Source organism: Tautonia rosea (assembly GCF_012958305.1).
Classification (GTDB): Bacteria; Planctomycetota; Planctomycetia; order Isosphaerales; family Isosphaeraceae; genus Tautonia; species Tautonia rosea.
Genome location: NZ_JABBYO010000001.1, coordinates 292,383 through 309,864, shown reverse-complemented (window position 1 = coordinate 309,864; position 17,482 = coordinate 292,383). Strand labels below are relative to the sequence as shown.

Genomic DNA, 17,482 nt, shown 5'->3' with positions numbered 1-17,482 from the left:
CCGGGCGCCTCGGGGCGCGTCCTTGAACGGTTCGGGTACGGGCTGATCCCCTCGTGATCAGGGGCCCATCGTTGAGCCGGGGCCGAGTCCACCGGGATTGCCCGAGCTGATTCCCTGGGCAAACGGATCGTTTCCACCGGGCTGGACCATCATCTTCGAGGGAGCCGTTTCCTTGCGAGGCATGGTGGCTAGCTCGGCCAGTTGGGCGCGGGCCTTCTCAGCCCACTCGCTCCGGGGCCACTTCTGCACGATCCCGCCGAAGTAGTACTCCGCCGAGATCACGTAGCCGGCACTTCGGTACCATTCGCCCATCGTGTAGTCGCGCTCGGCTTCCTGATCGGCGATCAGGTCGAGCGTGTGGTAGAGGTCGTCCGAGGTACTGGTCAGGCGTTCGGGAAACAGTTGCATGGCTCGTTTCGCGGTGTTCCGCGCTTCGGCCAGGCCGGTGAAGTCATATTCGGGACCGATGTAGGCGTTCAGTTTCGAGTCGACGCTTGACATCAAGGCATCATGAAGCAAGGGGCTCTTGGGATGATCGCTGATGAGCTGATCGTAGTAGAAGGCCGCCGTCTCGTGATCGCCGACACTGGAATAGTGGTCTGCGATCAGCTTCACGGAGGCATCGGCCAGGGGGCCGGCCGGGTCGTTCTGACGAACGTGTTCGAGCACCGCGACGGCGTGCCCGCCGGTGTCGATCAGAGGTAACCCACCGCGGAACCGGGCATGCCAGGGCAGGGGAGGCTGGTCCTCGGCAGGCCGGATCTGATTGAGCCATGTCTGGGCAATCTGGAACTCTCGAGAGACCGCTTCGTCGAGGTGTGGGGTGCCGGGATAGTCCTTGAGCAGTTCTTCAAAGGTGTCGTGCGCCCCGACGTAGTTCCCTTTCTTGAAGCGGATCTCACCCAGGTAGTAAAGCGATCGCATGCCCCAAGGGGATCGACGGCGGTCGAAGTCGTCGAGCCCGCCGATCTCGGAGAGGGCGTCGGTGAACTGCTTGATTCCCGAGGGCCGCTCCTTGCGGGCGATCCGGGCGAACGCCTTCTCGGCGGCGTCGAGATCACCCTGGAGATAAAGCTGCTCGGCCGCCTCGAACTCGGCAGCCCGCTGATCCTCGGTCTCTCGGCCTTTGGACGCCCAACCGTCGGGTCGAAGGGTCAAGCCTCCCACGCGGCGGACCTGATCATCGGTTCGAGGAGTGCCCATCCATCGGGCGAGCAAGGCCTGGCTTTCCGGGGCATCGACATCAGACCCGCGCTGGGCGGCCGGAAACATGCCTCGGAGCCCGGGAGACGAGCCGCCACGGCAGCCGCTCGTGGCGAGCGCAACCACCAGGGCCAGCCCGGCCACGACGAGGGCCGGGGGAGAGGAGGTTCGGGATCGGGACAGGGGCTGGGACATCCGTGTCTCGCTCCGACTGACTGAGTCGGCTCAGAAAGAGGCCGCGTCGACCCGACCCCATCGGCCGACCCGCTTCGCGTCCATCATCACACCAACCGGTACCGGGCTCCGTTCCTGGCGACCCGAAGCCGATCAGACGAAGGAAAGGAGGCGCGGCCTTCGACCCATGAGATGACTGATGATCGCCCCAACCGTCGACCGCACCGGCACGAGGACCTCCGGATGCCCCCAGGTCGCCTTCCAGGCATCGCCTGGAGAGGCGAGGGCCCGGATCGTGTCGAGGGTGGTGGCGGAGAGGGTGGCGACATGCGGCTGACCGGGCCGGCAGTCGGCGCACAAGACGCCGCCGGTGGCCAGGCCGAAGGCGACCCGCTGGTCGGGTGCCGTCGGAGGTCGGCCGCAGTGAACACAGGTATCGAGTGCCGGCATCAAACCCAACTCCCGGAGACAGGCCAGCTCGAACCGGAGGGTCCGGCTCGGGCGAGAGACGGGATCGCCCAGGTGACGAAGGGTCACTCGGGCCGCGTCGAACAGCTTCGGGTGCGGGTCGTGGCGGTCGGTCAGGGCGTCGAGCAACTCGGCCAGGTAACAGCCGGCGTAGAGGGCCGCGAGATCGCGGCGAAGTGGTTCGAAGTGCTCGTCAAGCACGGCCTCGGTCAGCAGGTCGAGGGCATCGGACGCCTTGTGGAGCACCACGATATCGCAGACGCTGAGCAGGTCAAGCCCGGACTGAAATGGAGACTTGAGCCGCCGGGCCCCCTTGGCGAGGGCTGAGACCTTGCCCAGCTCTCTCGTAAAGAGCGTGAGGACCCGACTGGTCTCAAAGACATCGACCGATCGGATCACCAGGGCAGGCGTGCGAATCGCGGCCAAGGGTGGGGTTCCGTCGCGAGATGGCCCGGCTTAGCCGACCGAGTGCTCCAGGCTCTCCCTCGGTCGCAGATCAATGCGAACTCTTCGAATCGAGTGATCACCAACCTCGATCACTGTAAACTCAACCCCACGGTCGAGGAACGAAACGCCCGGCTCGGGTAATCGACCGAGCGCATTGAAGGCGAACCCGCCAATCGTTTGATAGTCGGCGTCGGTCGGCAGGTCGAGGTCGAGCCGCTCGTTCAGGTCGTCGAGGCTCATCCCGGCATCGACCTCGTACAGCGACTCGGCAATCAAAACGATCGGGTCTTCCGGAGTCGGATTATCATATTCGTCGTCGATCGCCCCGACGATCTCCTCGAGCAGGTCTTCGAGGGTGACCAGACCGGCGACGCCGCCGTACTCGTCGAGCACGATGGCCAGGTGGACGCGCTGGCGGCGCATCTCGTCGATCAGGTCTGAGGCTCGCTTGGTTTCCGGCACGCGGAGCGGAGGACGCACAAGGCGTCTGAGCCGAACGGCGTCGAGGCTAGAGCCGTCAAGCAGTTCACCAAAGAAGTCCTTGGCGTAAAGGATGCCGACAATGTCGTCGCGATTCTCGCCAAAGAGCGGAATGCGGCTGTGACCCGAGGCGATGATCGTGCGGGCCGCTTCGGCGGCCGGAGTACTGGCCGACAGGGCAACCATCGCCGAGCGGGGGGTCATGATCTCTCCCACGTCGCGCCGTTCCAGGGCCACGAGGTGCTCGATCCGATCGCGAGTGGCTTCGGTCAATTCGTGCTCCGCCTCGGCGGCAGAGCGAAGCGACCGGATCTCGACCTCGACGCTCAAGGGACGGGGGCGTGCATTGCGTCGAGGGCCCTTGCGACGGCGCTGCACGGCCGATTCCAGAGCCACGCCGGCGGAGAGAATCGGGACGGCCAGCGAGTTCAGGATCTGAACGATCGGCCAGGACCAGTCGAGGACCGCCTCGGCATAGACGCGACCGGAGACCCCGGCGACGATCCGGAGCAGCATACCCGCCGCGATCCAGGCGACAATCAAGGTCCAGGGGTTGACGGTTGCCGGGTGATTGGCCTCGGCAATTCCGAGCAAGGCCAGGAGAAGAAGGCCCGAGGCAGTCGCATGGACTGCGCAGGAGCGTTCGGTCTGTTCCCATTCGGCTTCGATCGCGTCGGCCCGATCGGGATGACCGCTGGCCTCGCACTGGGCTTCCAACTGACTCCGCGAGTAGGTCAACAGGGCTCGAGAGATCAAGACCGCCAGGCCGTGCCAGGCGGCCATCCCAAGAGCCGCGACCAGAATGATCCCGAAGGCCAAGGCACTCAAGAACCTGCCTCCCGTACCGAAACCTCGTACCGTGCCCCCTCAAGATCGCGAGGGGGACGGGCGATGCCCAGAACCTCGAGGATCTCGTCTTCTCGATCGCGCATTCGGGTCCGCTCCACCTCGGTCAGGTCGTCGTGACCACAGAGATGAAGAAGTCCGTGGACCAAGTACAACGCGAATTCTGCATTTGGGTCAAGGCCGCACTGGGTTGCCACCGAGACGGCCATCTCGGCCGAAATGATCAGATCGCCCGAGAACTCCGGGGCGTCCGGCTCCGAGAGTAGGAAGCTGATGACGTCGGTTGGCCAGTCGTGATCGAGGTGGCGACGATTGATCTCATGAATGGCTTGATTATCGACCACGGCGATCGACACGGAGCCGTGATGGACCCCTTCCTGCTCCAGGGTGTGTCGAGCGATGGACCGAACGCGGTCAGGATCGAGGCGCAGGTGCCTTTGAGTATCGCTCAGGTCGATCTCCAGAGGGGGCCGGCCAGGATCGTCGGAGGGGAGTAATGCCATCGGGGTGTCAGGCGGTTCGTTGCTGGGGGTACTTCACGCGGCCGTGGTAAATGCCGATGAGGGATTTAGTTATACTGTCTCGGATCGTGGCGATCTCTCGGATCGTCAGCTCGCACTGGTCGAACTGGCCATCACGCAAGCGCTTGTCGATCAGTTCCTCAACCAGCCCCTCGAGCCGGGCGGGGGTCGGGTCCGACAGAGCCCGGCTGGCACTCTCCGAGGCATCGGCCATCATCAGGATGGCGGCTTCCTTGGTTTGAGGCTTCGGGCCGGGATAACGGAACGCACTTTCGAGGACGATCGAGGCATCAGGGTTGCCGTCTCGACGGCGGTTGGCCTCGTGGTAGAAGTATTCGACCAGGGTCGTGCCGTGGTGCTGCTCGATCAGGTCGATGATCCGGGCCGGCAGATTGTGCTGGCGGCCCAGTTCGACGCCGTCCTTGACATGGCCGATGATGATCAACGTGCTCATGGCCGGTGCGAGGTTCGCATGGCGGTTGACGGTGCCGGGGGTCTGGTTCTCGATGAAGTAGTTGGGCTTGAGCATCTTGCCGATGTCGTGGAAATAAGCCCCCACCCGGACAAGCAGGCCGTCGCACCCGATCTTCTCGGCCGCGGCCTCGGCGATGGTGCCGACGGTGATCGAGTGGTTGTGCGTGCCGGGAGCGCGCCGAACAAGCTCTTGCAACAGCGGGTGGTTCACATCTCCGAGTTCCAGCAGGCTGATGCCGGTGACGATGCCAAACAGCCGTTCGACGTACGGCAAACTGCCGCCGAGCAGGAACCCGGTCAGCAGGCCCCAACCCGCCCGGATTCCGCTATCGGCGGCGATCAATTCGAGAGGTTGCTCCTGCCAGAGTCCAACGGCAGCCGACAGCGAGGCATAGCCAATCGCCGCCACGGCTCCGACCTGGATCGGCTTGGTCCTGGTGCGAACTTCCCCCAGCAAGAGGATTCCGGCGGCGGTCCCTCCCAGGAGCATGACGAAGTAACCAAGTCCCGAGCCCAGCGCGAGGCTGATCAAGAGGCTCGTTCCGAAGGTAAAGACCAGGGCCGTCATGGGAGTATAGGCCACGGCAAGCATCAGGGCCGCCAGAGCGACCGGGATCAGCTCGGCCCCCCAGGGGCGCATGGCAATCAAACGGCTTAGCCCCAGAGCCAGCACGGCGACGAAACAGAGGGCCGAGATCCGGAGCGGGTCCCTTGCGGTTTTCGGATCGAATCGCTGGAGCAGGGCGCCTGTCAAGCCGTACAGAATCGCCACCAGGACCACGAAGGCCCCGACCCGTTGCAGGCGATCGGCCGAGCTGATCGAGGAAAGGGTGGCTTCGTGATCGAGCCTCAGCAGTTCGAGCTGATCCTCGGTGATCGTGCGGTCCTTTTCGACCAGCAACTGACCTCGGGTATAGGTGTCGTAGTAGTCTCGAACACGATTCCGAGCCCGCTGACGCGCCTCGGCCGTGGCTTCCTTCTCGAAGTGGAGCGTGGTCGTCTGAGCCAGACGGTCGTCTACCAGGCCAAACAGGGTCTTTCCCAGTTCGGGAGAGTTGAAGGAGGCGATGAAGTCCTCGGCGACAAGACCGTCTGGGCGAACCAGCCGTTCGGGGAAGACGCGGTCTCGACTGACCGAGACGCGGCGATCGTCCTGGAGGACCTGGATCATCGTGCCCGACTCCTCATCGAGCGGAAGCAAGCCCCGACCAAGGACGCCGTGACGGATGATCGGCGCGAAGGCCTCGGCGATTGAGCGGCGGAGATCGTCACGACGCGCGGGAGTGTCACTCGCCTCGCGGAGGTCTTCGAAGATGTTCGCATCAAGCCCCCAGGATTCGACCACATCGGGAGGCAAGGATGCGATCGTCTCGCGGCGGGCGTTGGCCACGGTTTCGACAAGGTCTTCGAGCAGCTTCTGAAGTTCGAGGATCGGGGCGGGATCGTTCGAGAAGATCGGGGAGATCTGACGGGCCGCCTGCTCCCGGAGGAGGTTTGTCTGGACCAAATTCAGCCGCTGGAACTCGGGAACGTTGACGCGGAGATCGCGCGTGGCTCGCTGGCCGACCCGATACGGGAAGGCCGGTCCAGAGCCGCAGACGATCGCCGCGCTGATCAGGGCCGCGAGTACGGCGGGGATCAGGCAGGCAAGGCGCTGGCGTTGCCGGGTGAGCCGGCTTTTCCGGAGATCAATCAGTTCGGCCCCGCGCAGTTGAGCGCGGGCGGCCTTCGGCTTGCGTTTACCAGGCGTCATGGGGAGAAGCTCCGCCGGTCGGCCGGCTTGGCATCAGAACCGTCGCTCACAGATGCTCCGGGGCAAGGCCCGGTTCGGATCGTGGAGAGTCGTCCGGCGGTGGACTCGTCGTTTCGAGCGGGGAGGGCGCGGCCATCATCCCCGGCTCGATCGGAGAACCGGTACGCTCGTAGGCATTAACGATCGCCTGGACCAGAGGGTGACGCACGATGTCGGAGCGATCTAGGCGGACCACCCCGATCCCGTCAATCCCTTCAAGCCGCCGAACGGCGTCGGAAAGGCCGTCCGGGGTGCCGGGTTCGAGGTCAACCTGAGTCGTGTCTCCGGTGACGACGATCCGGGCGTCGGTCCCCATGCGGGTTAGGAACATCTTCATCTGATTGACGGTAGCGTTCTGCCCCTCGTCCATGATGATGATCGCCTCGTTGAGGGTCCGGCCTCTCATGTAGGCCAGAGGGGCGATTTCGATCAGGTCGTTGCTCATGTAACGCCGAAGCTGGTCGTAGTCCATCAAGTCGCGAAGGGCGTCAAGCAACGGGCGAAGGTAGGGGTTGATCTTCGCTTCGAGATCGCCCGGAAGAAAGCCGAGCCGTTCCCCGGCCTCGACGGCCGGACGCACCAGGACGATCTTCTTGATGTCTCCCCGACGCAGGGCCGCAACGGCGGCAGCCACAGCCAGATAGGTTTTCCCGGTTCCGGCCGGGCCGATGCAGAAAACCAGCGAGTTCTCCAGCAAGGCGCGCAGGTATCGGGTCTGACCATCCGTCCGGGGACGGACGAGGCGGTTGCCTTCTCGAATCTCGACGTTCGATCCGCCGGAGCCGCCATCGATGGGAGTCACTGCGTCGATGGCGTCGGCAACGTCCTGGGTGGTGATCATCCGCTGTCGACGGTAGCGGCGTCGCAGACCTTCGAAGACCCGGGAGGCGCGATCCACCCGATCTGATTCTCCCTCGACCCGGATCTCTCCGTTTCTGGCGAGAACCTTGACCCCCAGGGCATCGCGGACCTGTCGGAGAAACTGGTCTCGGCTGCCGAAGATTGCCAGCTCCTCGTCGTGATCGGCCAGGCGAATCGTCACTGCCTGCATTCAAGTTCCTACCTTGCCACGCGACGATGCCAGACGCTCTGAACACAAGAAAGCCGGCTCGCCGAATCTCACCATATTATTGGACAACGGGGCCAGGGAAGGCAACGGTCCTTCCTGAGCACCGGTACCCAGGAGGACCTTCCCTTCAGGCGGGTCCGAAAATCAGCCAGTAGCCGTAGGCCACCGGGCCGGCAAAGAGCAACGAGTCGAGGACATCGAGCACCCCCCCGAATCCAGGCAGAGTGGCCGAGGAATCTTTCCGCTCACAATCGCGTTTGATCATCGACTCCATCAGGTCTCCGAGTTGAGCCGCCCCACCAACCAGCACACCAAAGCCGATGACTGCCGGCCAGCTCAGGACCGAGGTCTGGAAGAGGAGTCGAGTCAGCGCAAATACGATGAGGGCAAAAATTACTGCAAGAATCAGACCGCCGATCGCCCCCTCAATGGTCTTATTCGGACTGAGGCGGGGCCAGAGCTTGTGCCGCCCCGCGGCCCGACCGGCAAAATAGGCTCCCATGTCGGCCCCCTTGGCTGTTGCCACCAGTGCCGCCAGGGGGACGAGCCCTTGATACGGGCTTTCGAGCCATCGGATCTGGACCAGAAAACTGCCGAGCAGGCCGACATAGGCTACGGCCAGGACCGTGCCGGAGATCATGGCCATCGAGCCGCCGGGATGTTCGAACCGGGCACTTTGTGTGATGAACGTGGTCATCACCACGGCCACGAACGCCCAGAGCGGCCAGGCCAAGGCTTCTACGGCGGCTCCGGGGCGGGAGTCGAGGTCCATTAACGCTCGGGAGACATGCGGCCCCCAGTTCGAGAGGACGACGACCAAGACGCCTCCGAAGACGACGACCCCATCGGGCCGGGCGCTGGTTTGCTCGAACAGGCTGGTGATTTCTCGAGCGGCCAGACCCATCGCCACCAGCATTGCCACCAGCCAGAGGGGGAACCAGGGGGCCAGATAGAGGGTATCGACCAGCAGGATGGCCACAAACCCTGCCGCCATCGGAAGGCCAATCAGCAACCGGGTCAGCAGCATGATACCACCGAAGTCGTCATCACTCGGAATCCTTGCTCACGCGATGGCCAGGCAGGCCGAGACGACGGACGCCGCTCAAGCAACCCAGAATCAGCCGATGGGAGTGGGCTCCGGGGCAGGAGCCCGGCCGGGCAAGCCCCCGAATTTCCGCTGGCGGCGGGCGTAGTCCAGCACAGCTTGCTGGAGATGTTCGGCCCGAAAGTCAGGCCAGAGAACCTCGGTGATATACAGTTCGGCATAGGAAATCTGCCAGAGCAGGTAATTGCTCAGCCGAAGCTCGCCGGCGGTGCGGATCAGGAGGTCGGGGTCGGGCATACCGGCGGTCGTCAGGTAGCCGGAGAAGGTCGCCTCGTCGATCCGATCGGGATCAAGCCGCCCGGCAATCGCATCCTGAGCGATCCGTCGGGCGGCCTCGGCAATCTCGGCCCTCGCGCCGTAGTTCACGGCCAGGCAGAGGGTCATGCCGGGATTCGTCGCGGTCATAGAGGCGGTGCGATCGAACTCGTCGAGGACGTCGCCGGGCAAGCCGTCACGGCGGCCGATCATCGTCAGGCGGACATTCTGCTCCATCAATTCGGAGCGTTCGACGATGAGGAAGTGCCGGAGGAGGCGAAACAGGAAACGCAGTTCCCGGTTCGGCCGCTTCCAGTTCTCACTGGAGAAGCAGTAGAGGGTCATCTGCTCCAGGCCAATTCGGCAGCCTTCCTCGACCACCGATCGGACGCTCCGGATGCCGGAGCGATGGCCGAAGATCCGGGGAAGCCCCTGAGCTTCAGCCCATCGGCCGTTGCCGTCCATGATGATGGCGACGTGCCGAGGTCGTTGCTCGGGAGGCAGGACCTTGGGGTCGGTCATGGTCGCGATCGCCTTTGAGGTCGCGGTCGGAGTGCTCACGCGAGGCGTGCTCCATCCCCGGATACGGCCGGGGAACTCGGTCATGAGCGGTCGGTTGAGGGATCGATCCAGATCGTCTGGTCGCGATCCGGGCCGACCGAGACGATACGCACCGGAACGCCAAGTTGTTCTCCCAGGAACTGCACATAGCGTCGGGCGTTTTCGGGCAGATCGGCCCAGGAGCGCACCCCGGAGATGTCCTCGGACCAGCCGGGAAGCTCTTGAAAGACCGGGCGGCACTCGGCCAGGCGGTCGAGGTGAGCGGGAAAGGCCGAGACGCGGGCCCCCGACTCGTCCTCGTAGGCGACCGCGACGCGAAGCCGGTCGATCCCGCTCAACACGTCGAGCAACATGACGGCCAGCTCGGTCGACCCGGAGACACGGGCCGTATAGCGACCCGCCACGGCATCGAACCATCCGCAACGCCTCGGGCGGCCGGTGACGGTGCCGAACTCCCGGCCCACGCGGCGGATGCGCTCGCCGACTTCGTCGTGCAGCTCGGTCGGGAAGGGGCCTTCGCCGACCCGGGTCGTGTAGGCCTTGACCACGCCGATCCAGCGGTCAACGTGCCGAGCCGGAACCCCCGAGCCGGACCAGATGCCCGCGGCGCTGCTGTTGGAGCTGGTCACATAAGGGTAACTACCGTGGTCGATGTCGAGCAATGTCCCCTGGGCCCCTTCAAACAGCAGGCGGCTGCCGGAACCAATCGCCTGGTGAAGCCGGTCGGTGGCATCGCCGACATAGGGGCGCATCCGATCGGCCAGGGTCAAGTATTCCTCGGTGATGGCCTTTGCATCGAGGGGGGTGAAGTCAGGCAAGAGCGCGGCGAGCGATCGGTTCTTGAACTCGACGGCGCGGCGGACCTGCTCTCGGAACGAGTCGGGATAATAGAGGTCGGCGATCCGAATGCCGTGGACCCGCCCAACCTTGTCTCGGTAGCAGGGGCCGATCCCGCGACGGGTCGTGCCGAGCTGTTCGGCGGCCTCGGTCGATTCCTCGGTGAGGCGTTCCTCAACGAGGTGGTAGGGCATGATCACGTGGGCACGGTCGCCGACGAGAAGGCGGCCGCTCACGTCGATCCCCTGACCGGCCAGTCGCTCGATCTCCTCCAGCAAGGTGGGCGGATGAATGACCAGGCCGTTGCCGAGGACCGAGGTGATCCCCTCTCGCAGGATGCCCGAGGGCAGGAGCGAGAGCTTGTAGGTCTTGCCTCCGGTCACGACCGTGTGGCCGGCGTTGGCTCCCCCCTGGTAGCGGACGACCATGTCATGCCGGTCGCAGAGGGCATCGACGATCTTCCCTTTGGCCTCGTCACCCCACTGCAACCCCACGACGCACGTCGATGGCACGGCCATCCTCCTGATGAAGATCATTTTCGCGTAACGCGTTACGGAGCAAAGGGAATACGATACGAATGCGGACCCGATCCGTCAAGCAATTCGCCCGAACGATGGCTGAAGGAGGGGCGATCGGATCAGCGGTCCATCAAGCGACGGAACTCACCAAACAGGTGCCCGCTGTCGTGGGGGCCGGCCGACGACTCGGGGTGATACTGGACGGCAAAGACGGGCAATCGGGTATGGCGAAGCCCCTCCAGCGTCCCGTCGTAGAGGTTCAGGTGCGAGGCCTCGACCTCCTTCGGCAACGAGTCGGCGTCGATGGCGAAGCCGTGGTTCTGGGTCGTAATCTCGATCTTGCCGGTCCGTTCGTCGCGGACCGGATGATTGGCCCCCCGATGGCCGAACTTCATCTTGAAGGTCCGGGCTCCCAGCGCCTGACCGAGCAACTGGTGGCCGAGACAGATGCCGAAGATCGGCACGCCACGGTCATCGGCCGCCGATCGAATCAAGGCCCGCAGGGAGTCGATGGCCGATCCCAATGCCGACGGGTCGCCGGGGCCGTTAGAAACGAAGATGCCGTCGGGCTTCTGTTCGAGGATCGCCTGAGGAGGAGCCGAACCGGGGGCGACCGTCACCTGGCAACCGCTCTCGACCAGGAAGCGGGGAATGTTTCGCTTCATGCCGAAGTCAAGCGCGACGACATGAGGAGTCGTCGCCTGATGCGTCTGCAAGCCTTCGGTTGCTCGGAGGATCTCGGCCGAGGGGCCTTCGAAACCAAGTTCCCAGCGGGCGATCGATTCGGGCATCACATCGCGGGTCAGATCGCGGCCGACGAGGCCAGGACTGCGCCGGGCCTTTTCCACGAGCGAGTCGTCGATAAGGTCGGTCGAGGAAAGGAAGCCCTTCATGGCGCCGACCTCCCGGGTCCGTCGCACGAGGGCCCGGGTGTCGATCCCCTCCACGCCGAGCACGCCATGCCGGGCGAGGTAGCTCGGCAGGTCTTCCCGAGATCGATAGTTGCTGGCCAGGCGGCTCAGCTCGCGAACGACGAAACCGCGGACCCAGGGGCGGGCGCTTTCCTCGTCCTCGGCATTGACTCCGTAGTTGCCAATCAAGGGATAGGTCATCGCAACGATCTGGCCGTGATAGGACGGATCGGTGAGGATCTCCTGATAGCCGGTCATGCTCGTATTGAAGACGACCTCGCCGTCGATCTCGCCCGATGCTCCAAAGGACCGGCCGGTGTACACCGTCCCATCTTCCAAGGCCAGTTTCGCAATGCCCATTGCCGTCGCGTGACTCCCGTCGAACTCTCCCGAGCAGATTGCACATCGCCTCGCGTCTCGGATCATCGTAGCAGTCTGACGGGCCAGGAGGCCAGGGGAGTTGCAGGCATCGGGAGAAATCGAGTCGGGAGGGTCAACCGAAGAGGCAGGACAACGCCCGTCTCACGCGATCCATGAGCCGATTCGATCCCATGGTCACAGAATCACAGCGAAACAAGGTTGCACCAGAGTGGTATCCTGTGTGCGAGATTTCGGTGTTGATCTGTCCAATGAGATTGCCCTTGAACGAATGAGGGCGTTTCCAGTGTGTTCCTGACCAGGGAGACAACACCCTCACGGTTCACTCGTTCCAGCTTGCTGACTCGGTCGAGGCCACAAAGCAAGGGTCGGGGATTGTTGCTGAACCTTGCACGAGAGCTCGCGCTGAAGTGTTCGATTTCCAGAGCGACCCCCGAATCACCCACCAAGGAGCTCGTCCCCATGTCTCTGAGTGTTCGAGCAGCGGCGAATCCGAGAAATGGCAAGTGGTCCTTTTTTTCGATCACGGGGCCGACCGACGGATGGTACGACCAGACAACGAGTAGGGTCACCGCAGCCACCGGAAACAATTGCAACTGGCATGTCGGTTCCGGGAGAATCTTCCCGAAAGATTCAAGAACCCTCGTCGTGGCCATCCGGTCGAGTGGTCGCCAATCGGGACCTCATCCGAGCCCCCAGTCCGAGCCACCAGCCCAGAGGCCGAAATCAATCGTGCCCCCGCCCCCGGCCGTAATTGACCCGACCGACGGGATCATCACGATCACCCTGAGCAATGTGACCGTGGACCCACCCGAGGCGACCATCAATGTCGACTATTATGACGACGACGAACCATGATCCCCGGTGCAGCTCAGGCTGAACTCTGATTCAATTCCGGGCCGCTCGGACCTTCTCCAACGCTGTCCGATCGTCGACGGCATCCGGATCGGCCAGGACGGCCCTGGCAAGATGTTCCTCAGCCAATCGCAGGAATTCATCTCGTCGTTCCGGATCGTGACGAACTGTGGTTGCCAGGCCGATCAAGCTATTTCCGAGCAAACTCCGATACCGTGGAACGTCGGGCTGTTGCTCGACCAGGCGCTCGGCAACCGCTCGAGCCCGGTCGTAATCGTCACGAGCATCGGGAAACCCAACAGCAGCCTTGGCGTCGGCCCGGATGATGAGCGCATCGGCCAGTCCCGACGGATAGCCAATCACCCAGGAGAACCCCGCGGCGAGCTGCTCATAGGCACTCACGGCCGCGTCGAGCGCTCCCCAGGCTCTCGGATCGCGGTCGAGTGCCCAGGTCTTTCCTCGTTCCAGTCGGCAAACCGCGACCGTCCAGGCCACATCGGCCTGAGTCATCCCGTAAGGGGTGGACTTGTTGACGGCGTCGTAAGCCCGGACGGCCTGAACGTGAATGTCCTTGGCGCGTTCAATCTGACCAAGATCCCGTTCACGAGCGGCGGAGAGCGTCAGGGCTCGGGCAAGCATCAAGGGATCGTACGGGTGTCGGCCAGTCAGGGGAAGATCGACCAACTCGGCGAACAGGTCGGTGGCATGACGGGCGGCATTCAGCGCAGCGTGTTGATCACCGATGAGTTCCAGGCTGACGGATTGATTGAGTAGGATGCGGGCGAGCGAGCGCCGGACCTCCGGAAGCTCGTCCTCCGGCCCTCGAAGCGGCTCCAGGGCGGCCATCGCCTGCTGGTACAGGGCATTGGCCTCGGCTTGAGGGCCCGTGCGGGAGCGGAGGACCGCCCAATCCTTGAGGGTATTGACGAGCCGCAAGCGCGGGGCGGGGTCGGCGGGATCGGCGGCGATCAGTTGATTCAGCAGCTCGGCCGCTTCCTGATACAGCGCATCCGCAGTGGAATCATTCCCTTCCAGGCGGAAAACGTTTGCGGTGTAGAGAAATACATCGGCCGCCTGAGAGACGGTGGTGGTGTCGTCAGGATTGCGGGCGAGCTCATCGCGAAATGTCCGGCTGCCGGAGTCGAGCAAGTCCTTGCGGAACCGATGTAACGACTCGGTCGAGGCGAGAACCCACTCGACCGCCTGGACCAGGGCCAGGGCATCGGCACTCACGGTCCGGGCAAGTTCGGCGTTTTGCTCGGCAAGGAGTTGTTCATCCTCCGCACGCTGCGCGTTTTGCTCGGCCCGAAGCTGCTCGCGCTGGGCAAGCTCGGCGTTCTGCTCGGCGAGTTCCTTCGCGGCCGCGGTGCGTTGTTCTTCTTGCCAGAGCAAGATTGCCGCAAGGGCTGCCACCAGCGCAGCGGTGGTCAGGAAAATGGCCACCGCGATGACCGTGGTTTTCCGTCGTCTGGCCCAACGGGCAAACCGAACACCCCAGGGTTCGGGATAGGCATGCACCGGCTCGTCCGCGAGCCAGCGGCGGACCTCGGTGGAAACCTCCTCGGCTGAGTCGTAACGATCGTCCGGATTTCGGGCCATGGCCTTCTTGCAAATGGCTTCGAGCGCGGCAGGGGCCTCGGGATGGATTGACCGGATCGGGGACGGATCGGTGGTGATGATCTTGCGCAAAACCTGGTTCACCGAGGAACCAGAGTAGGGGGCCCTGCCGGTCAAGAGTGAGTAAAGGACCGCCCCGAGACCGTAGATGTCGGACTTCTTCGTGGAACCCGCTCCTCGTGCGACCTCGGGGGCCATGTAACCGGGGGTGCCGACGGCGGAGCCGGGTGCGGTATCCTCACCACTGTCTCCGCCCTCGCTCGGCGCGGTCCCACTCAGATCGCCCACCTCGCCAACCTGTTTGGCCAGTCCCCAGTCGAGGAGGAAGACCTCGCCGAACTCACCGACGACGACATTCTGTCCCTTCAAATCACGGTGCAAGACCTCGTGTCGATGCGCGAAGGCAACCGCGCGACAGACGCCGACAAAGGCATCGAGCAGGCTCACCAGATCGAGCGGCTTCACCTGGCCTTCCTTTCGGCGGTGGTGGTAATCCGTCGCCACCTGAGAAAGGGTCCGACCGGAAATAAACCGCATCACATAAAACGGGGTGTTCCCGCTGCTGGATAGGTCATAGAGGGGCACGATGCTCGGGTGTTCCAGCTGGCCCGTGACCTGAGCCTCTCGAACGAACCGGGATCGGGCGTGCTCGGTCCCCGCCCGATCAGGACGCAAGGTCTTGAGCGCGACCTCTCGGCCGATGACCCTGTCTCTGGCCCGCCAGATGAGGCCCAGCCCGCCAGTCTCGTGCAGTCCAAGAATCTCGAAACGCTGAGGAGGGACAAACGGTTCGCCGTTCTGATTCGATTCGCAAGACTCACTCCCGGAATCGAAGGGAACGGTCTCACTGCCCGAAAGCGGCTCTCCCCGGGTCGTTGCGTCCGCGTTGACGGGGAGCGAGCCAAGGGGGATCGATGCCGTCTCGGCCGATTCGTGAGGATCGCTCTGGGTGGTCATCAATTCCAGGCGATGCAGGTCATCGGGGGAAAGGGTTCCTTGTCTGACAAGGAAGGAGATGACCCCGTCCTTCAGTTCCTCGGGAGTCCAGTCGGCAAGCACCTGTGCGAGCCGGCACGGGTCGATGACATGCTTTTGAATCGCCAGCACCAAGAGATGGAGATCTCGATCGGCATTCATTGCACACCTCGACATCTACATAAGAAACCGTCGCACCCAAACGTGAAGCGACCACCAAAGACACATCATACGCAAGGTGTTATTCTGATCAACGAGCAGGTTGAGATGAACCCGGAACTGCCGATCAACAAACTCCGAACCGATCGGATCGTCCGATCAGCGGCGGCTTAGTTCCGGAGGATGGCGAGCGATTCGGGAGCCCGATCCGGGCGCAGCAAGAGAAACACACCAAGCATCGAGGCCAACAACGCCAGAAGCACCTCCGGACCTGCGATCGGCTCGCTCATTGCGTCTCGAACTACCCAGGCAGCAATCGGCCGGAACGGTTCCAATGGCGTCAATACCAGGCCCGGTGACAGACCCGAGGCCGCCAGCAGGGCCAGCCCCAGGGCAGGAACCACGCAGCGACGTAGCCCAATTGGCCAGAACACCAAAGTCCGGCGAACGGCCATGCGATGTCCCGCCATTCGGGCTTCATCGTGAAGTGCCGGCGCATCGATGGATCGGGCCGATCGCGCAGCCGCAACCGCCCAGGGCAGATGAACCAGGGCCGTTCCCCAGGTCACGAGGAGCCACGGTGCATGGTAGGGGTCGATCTGCTGACCAACTCGGCTGAGGACCTCGACGATCGGCGATTCACCGGTCAAGGACCGGGAAATCTGCCAGAGCCCGAGCAAGCCGACGCCAATTGTCAGCGGAGGCACCGCGTTCAGGCTAACCAGCGCAACATCACCGCGATGGAAGGCCGAGAGCGGCCAGGCGAGGGCCATTGCAAGCAGCGTTGAGGCCCCTCCCAGCGCGCACGACCAGCCGAGAATCGGGGCCAGGCCATGCCAGGCATCATGCAAGGCCATTGACCAATCACCGAATTCCACCGAGCGGACCCACTCGATTGCCAGGGTCGCGGCCGGACCCAGCGCGATCGTGGTCCACATCACGATCACGAGGAGGGCAAGAAACGACCGGAAACGACCCTGCGAAACCATCGACGCAGCAGGCTCTGCGGGGGAAGAAGGGATCGAGGCCAGATGGTCCGTGCCTCCCCATCGCCTCAAGGCCACTCGGACCAGCACCGACAGTCCAACGGCCAGCGCCGCGAGTGTCGCGGCCCGAGGGGCATCACCTCGCGAGGTCATCCAGAGCGATCCGACAATTTGAGCGCCCAGCGTTCGACGAAGACCGAGCACCAGGGGGCCCCCCGGCTCGATCAGGAGCACCACGAAGACCGAAGCCGAGACCCGAGCGACGGTCGGCCGAATCAACGGCCAGATCGAGGTCCGCCAGAGCCATCGGCGGCTGGCTCCGGAACACGCGGCCACCCGCAGCCATTCCGACCCGATTCGGTCGAGCGCTCGGCCAGTCCACCAGGCAATCCAGGCTGAGGCAAACCCGAACTGTGAGAGGCCAAGCAGGAGCCATCGGCCTCGGGAACCGTCAAGCCATTGTGGAACGAACTGGCCGGAGGAGTCGAGCCTGTCGAAGATCATCAGCCAGGCGATCGCCATCACACACGGGTGGCATCCGGCCCCCAAACGAATCAGGAGCAAGGCCGCCGCCCCTCGCCATCCTCGGCATCCCCAGGCAATGCGAGCCAGGATGATGCCCGAAATCGTGGCCAGCGCGACGACACTTCCGGTGATCGCCAGGCTGTTCCTGAGGCAGTCGCGCACGAACGGATCAGAAAGGGTCAAACCCCAGTGGACGACGGTCACGCTCGGGACGTCCGCGGTCTCGACGGTGAGGACCGAGGCCAGGAGGAGACTCAGCCCCGGCACGACGATCAGGGCGACAGCAACCAGGGCTCCGAGGAGCCTCACGATTCGGGTCATCGGCC

At 63.9% G+C, this 17,482-nt stretch carries 13 protein-coding genes; 1 reads left to right on the top strand and 12 read right to left on the bottom strand.

Annotated features, from left to right (window positions below; genetic code table 11):
* Positions 1-57: 57 nt before the first annotated feature.
* The 10 genes from HG800_RS01215 to carA all read right to left on the bottom strand — a co-directional run bounded on the left by HG800_RS01215 (position 58) and on the right by carA (position 12,021).
* The gene (locus HG800_RS01215) at positions 58-1,398 is read right to left on the bottom strand and encodes a tetratricopeptide repeat protein (RefSeq protein WP_169972833.1); all 1,341 of its coding nucleotides are present in this window, start codon (positions 1,396-1,398) and stop codon (positions 58-60) included.
* A 132-nt stretch (positions 1,399-1,530) separates the two neighbouring features.
* Complete coding sequence (gene recO, locus HG800_RS01210) at positions 1,531-2,271, bottom strand: DNA repair protein RecO (RefSeq protein WP_169972831.1); 741 nt, start codon at positions 2,269-2,271, stop codon at positions 1,531-1,533.
* A 30-nt stretch (positions 2,272-2,301) separates the two neighbouring features.
* Positions 2,302-3,600 (bottom strand): hemolysin family protein, encoded by a 1,299-nt coding sequence (locus HG800_RS01205; protein ID WP_235963180.1) that lies wholly within the window; start codon positions 3,598-3,600, stop codon positions 2,302-2,304.
* Positions 3,597-4,121: an rRNA maturation RNase YbeY gene (ybeY, locus tag HG800_RS01200; protein WP_169972829.1), complete on the bottom strand. Its 525-nt coding sequence runs from the start codon at positions 4,119-4,121 to the stop codon at positions 3,597-3,599. Before ybeY ends, HG800_RS01205 begins: the two co-directional genes overlap by 4 nt.
* Positions 4,122-4,128: 7 nt before the next feature.
* On the bottom strand, positions 4,129-6,366 hold the full coding sequence (locus HG800_RS01195) for an HD family phosphohydrolase (protein WP_169972827.1): 2,238 nt from the start codon (positions 6,364-6,366) through the stop codon (positions 4,129-4,131).
* 46 nt (positions 6,367-6,412) lie between these two features.
* Positions 6,413-7,456, bottom strand: coding sequence for a PhoH family protein (locus HG800_RS01190; protein ID WP_169972824.1), 1,044 nt, complete (start codon positions 7,454-7,456; stop codon positions 6,413-6,415).
* 145 nt (positions 7,457-7,601) lie between these two features.
* Complete coding sequence (locus HG800_RS01185; RefSeq protein ID WP_169972822.1) at positions 7,602-8,501, bottom strand: phosphatidate cytidylyltransferase; 900 nt, start codon at positions 8,499-8,501, stop codon at positions 7,602-7,604.
* Positions 8,502-8,591: 90 nt separating this feature from the next.
* Entirely contained in the window at positions 8,592-9,356 is a 765-nt protein-coding gene (locus HG800_RS01180) for an isoprenyl transferase (RefSeq protein ID WP_169973436.1), read from the bottom strand.
* Between the two features lie 80 nt (positions 9,357-9,436).
* The gene (locus tag HG800_RS01175; protein WP_169972820.1) at positions 9,437-10,744 is read right to left on the bottom strand and encodes an adenylosuccinate synthase; all 1,308 of its coding nucleotides are present in this window, start codon (positions 10,742-10,744) and stop codon (positions 9,437-9,439) included.
* Positions 10,745-10,869: 125 nt separating this feature from the next.
* Positions 10,870-12,021, bottom strand: coding sequence for a glutamine-hydrolyzing carbamoyl-phosphate synthase small subunit (gene carA, locus HG800_RS01170; protein WP_169972817.1), 1,152 nt, complete (start codon positions 12,019-12,021; stop codon positions 10,870-10,872).
* A gap of 750 nt (positions 12,022-12,771) precedes the next feature.
* Here carA and HG800_RS27870 point away from each other — a divergent pair.
* The gene (locus HG800_RS27870; protein ID WP_261345870.1) at positions 12,772-12,897 is read left to right on the top strand and encodes a hypothetical protein; all 126 of its coding nucleotides are present in this window, start codon (positions 12,772-12,774) and stop codon (positions 12,895-12,897) included.
* 30 nt (positions 12,898-12,927) lie between these two features.
* On the opposite strand, the gene HG800_RS01165 is transcribed toward HG800_RS27870, so the two are convergent.
* Entirely contained in the window at positions 12,928-15,648 is a 2,721-nt protein-coding gene (locus HG800_RS01165; RefSeq protein ID WP_169972815.1) for a serine/threonine protein kinase, read from the bottom strand.
* 167 nt (positions 15,649-15,815) lie between these two features.
* A complete protein-coding gene (locus HG800_RS01160) occupies positions 15,816-17,477 on the bottom strand; it encodes a hypothetical protein (RefSeq protein ID WP_169972813.1) in 1,662 nt (553 codons plus the stop codon).
* Positions 17,478-17,482 lie beyond the last annotated feature (5 nt).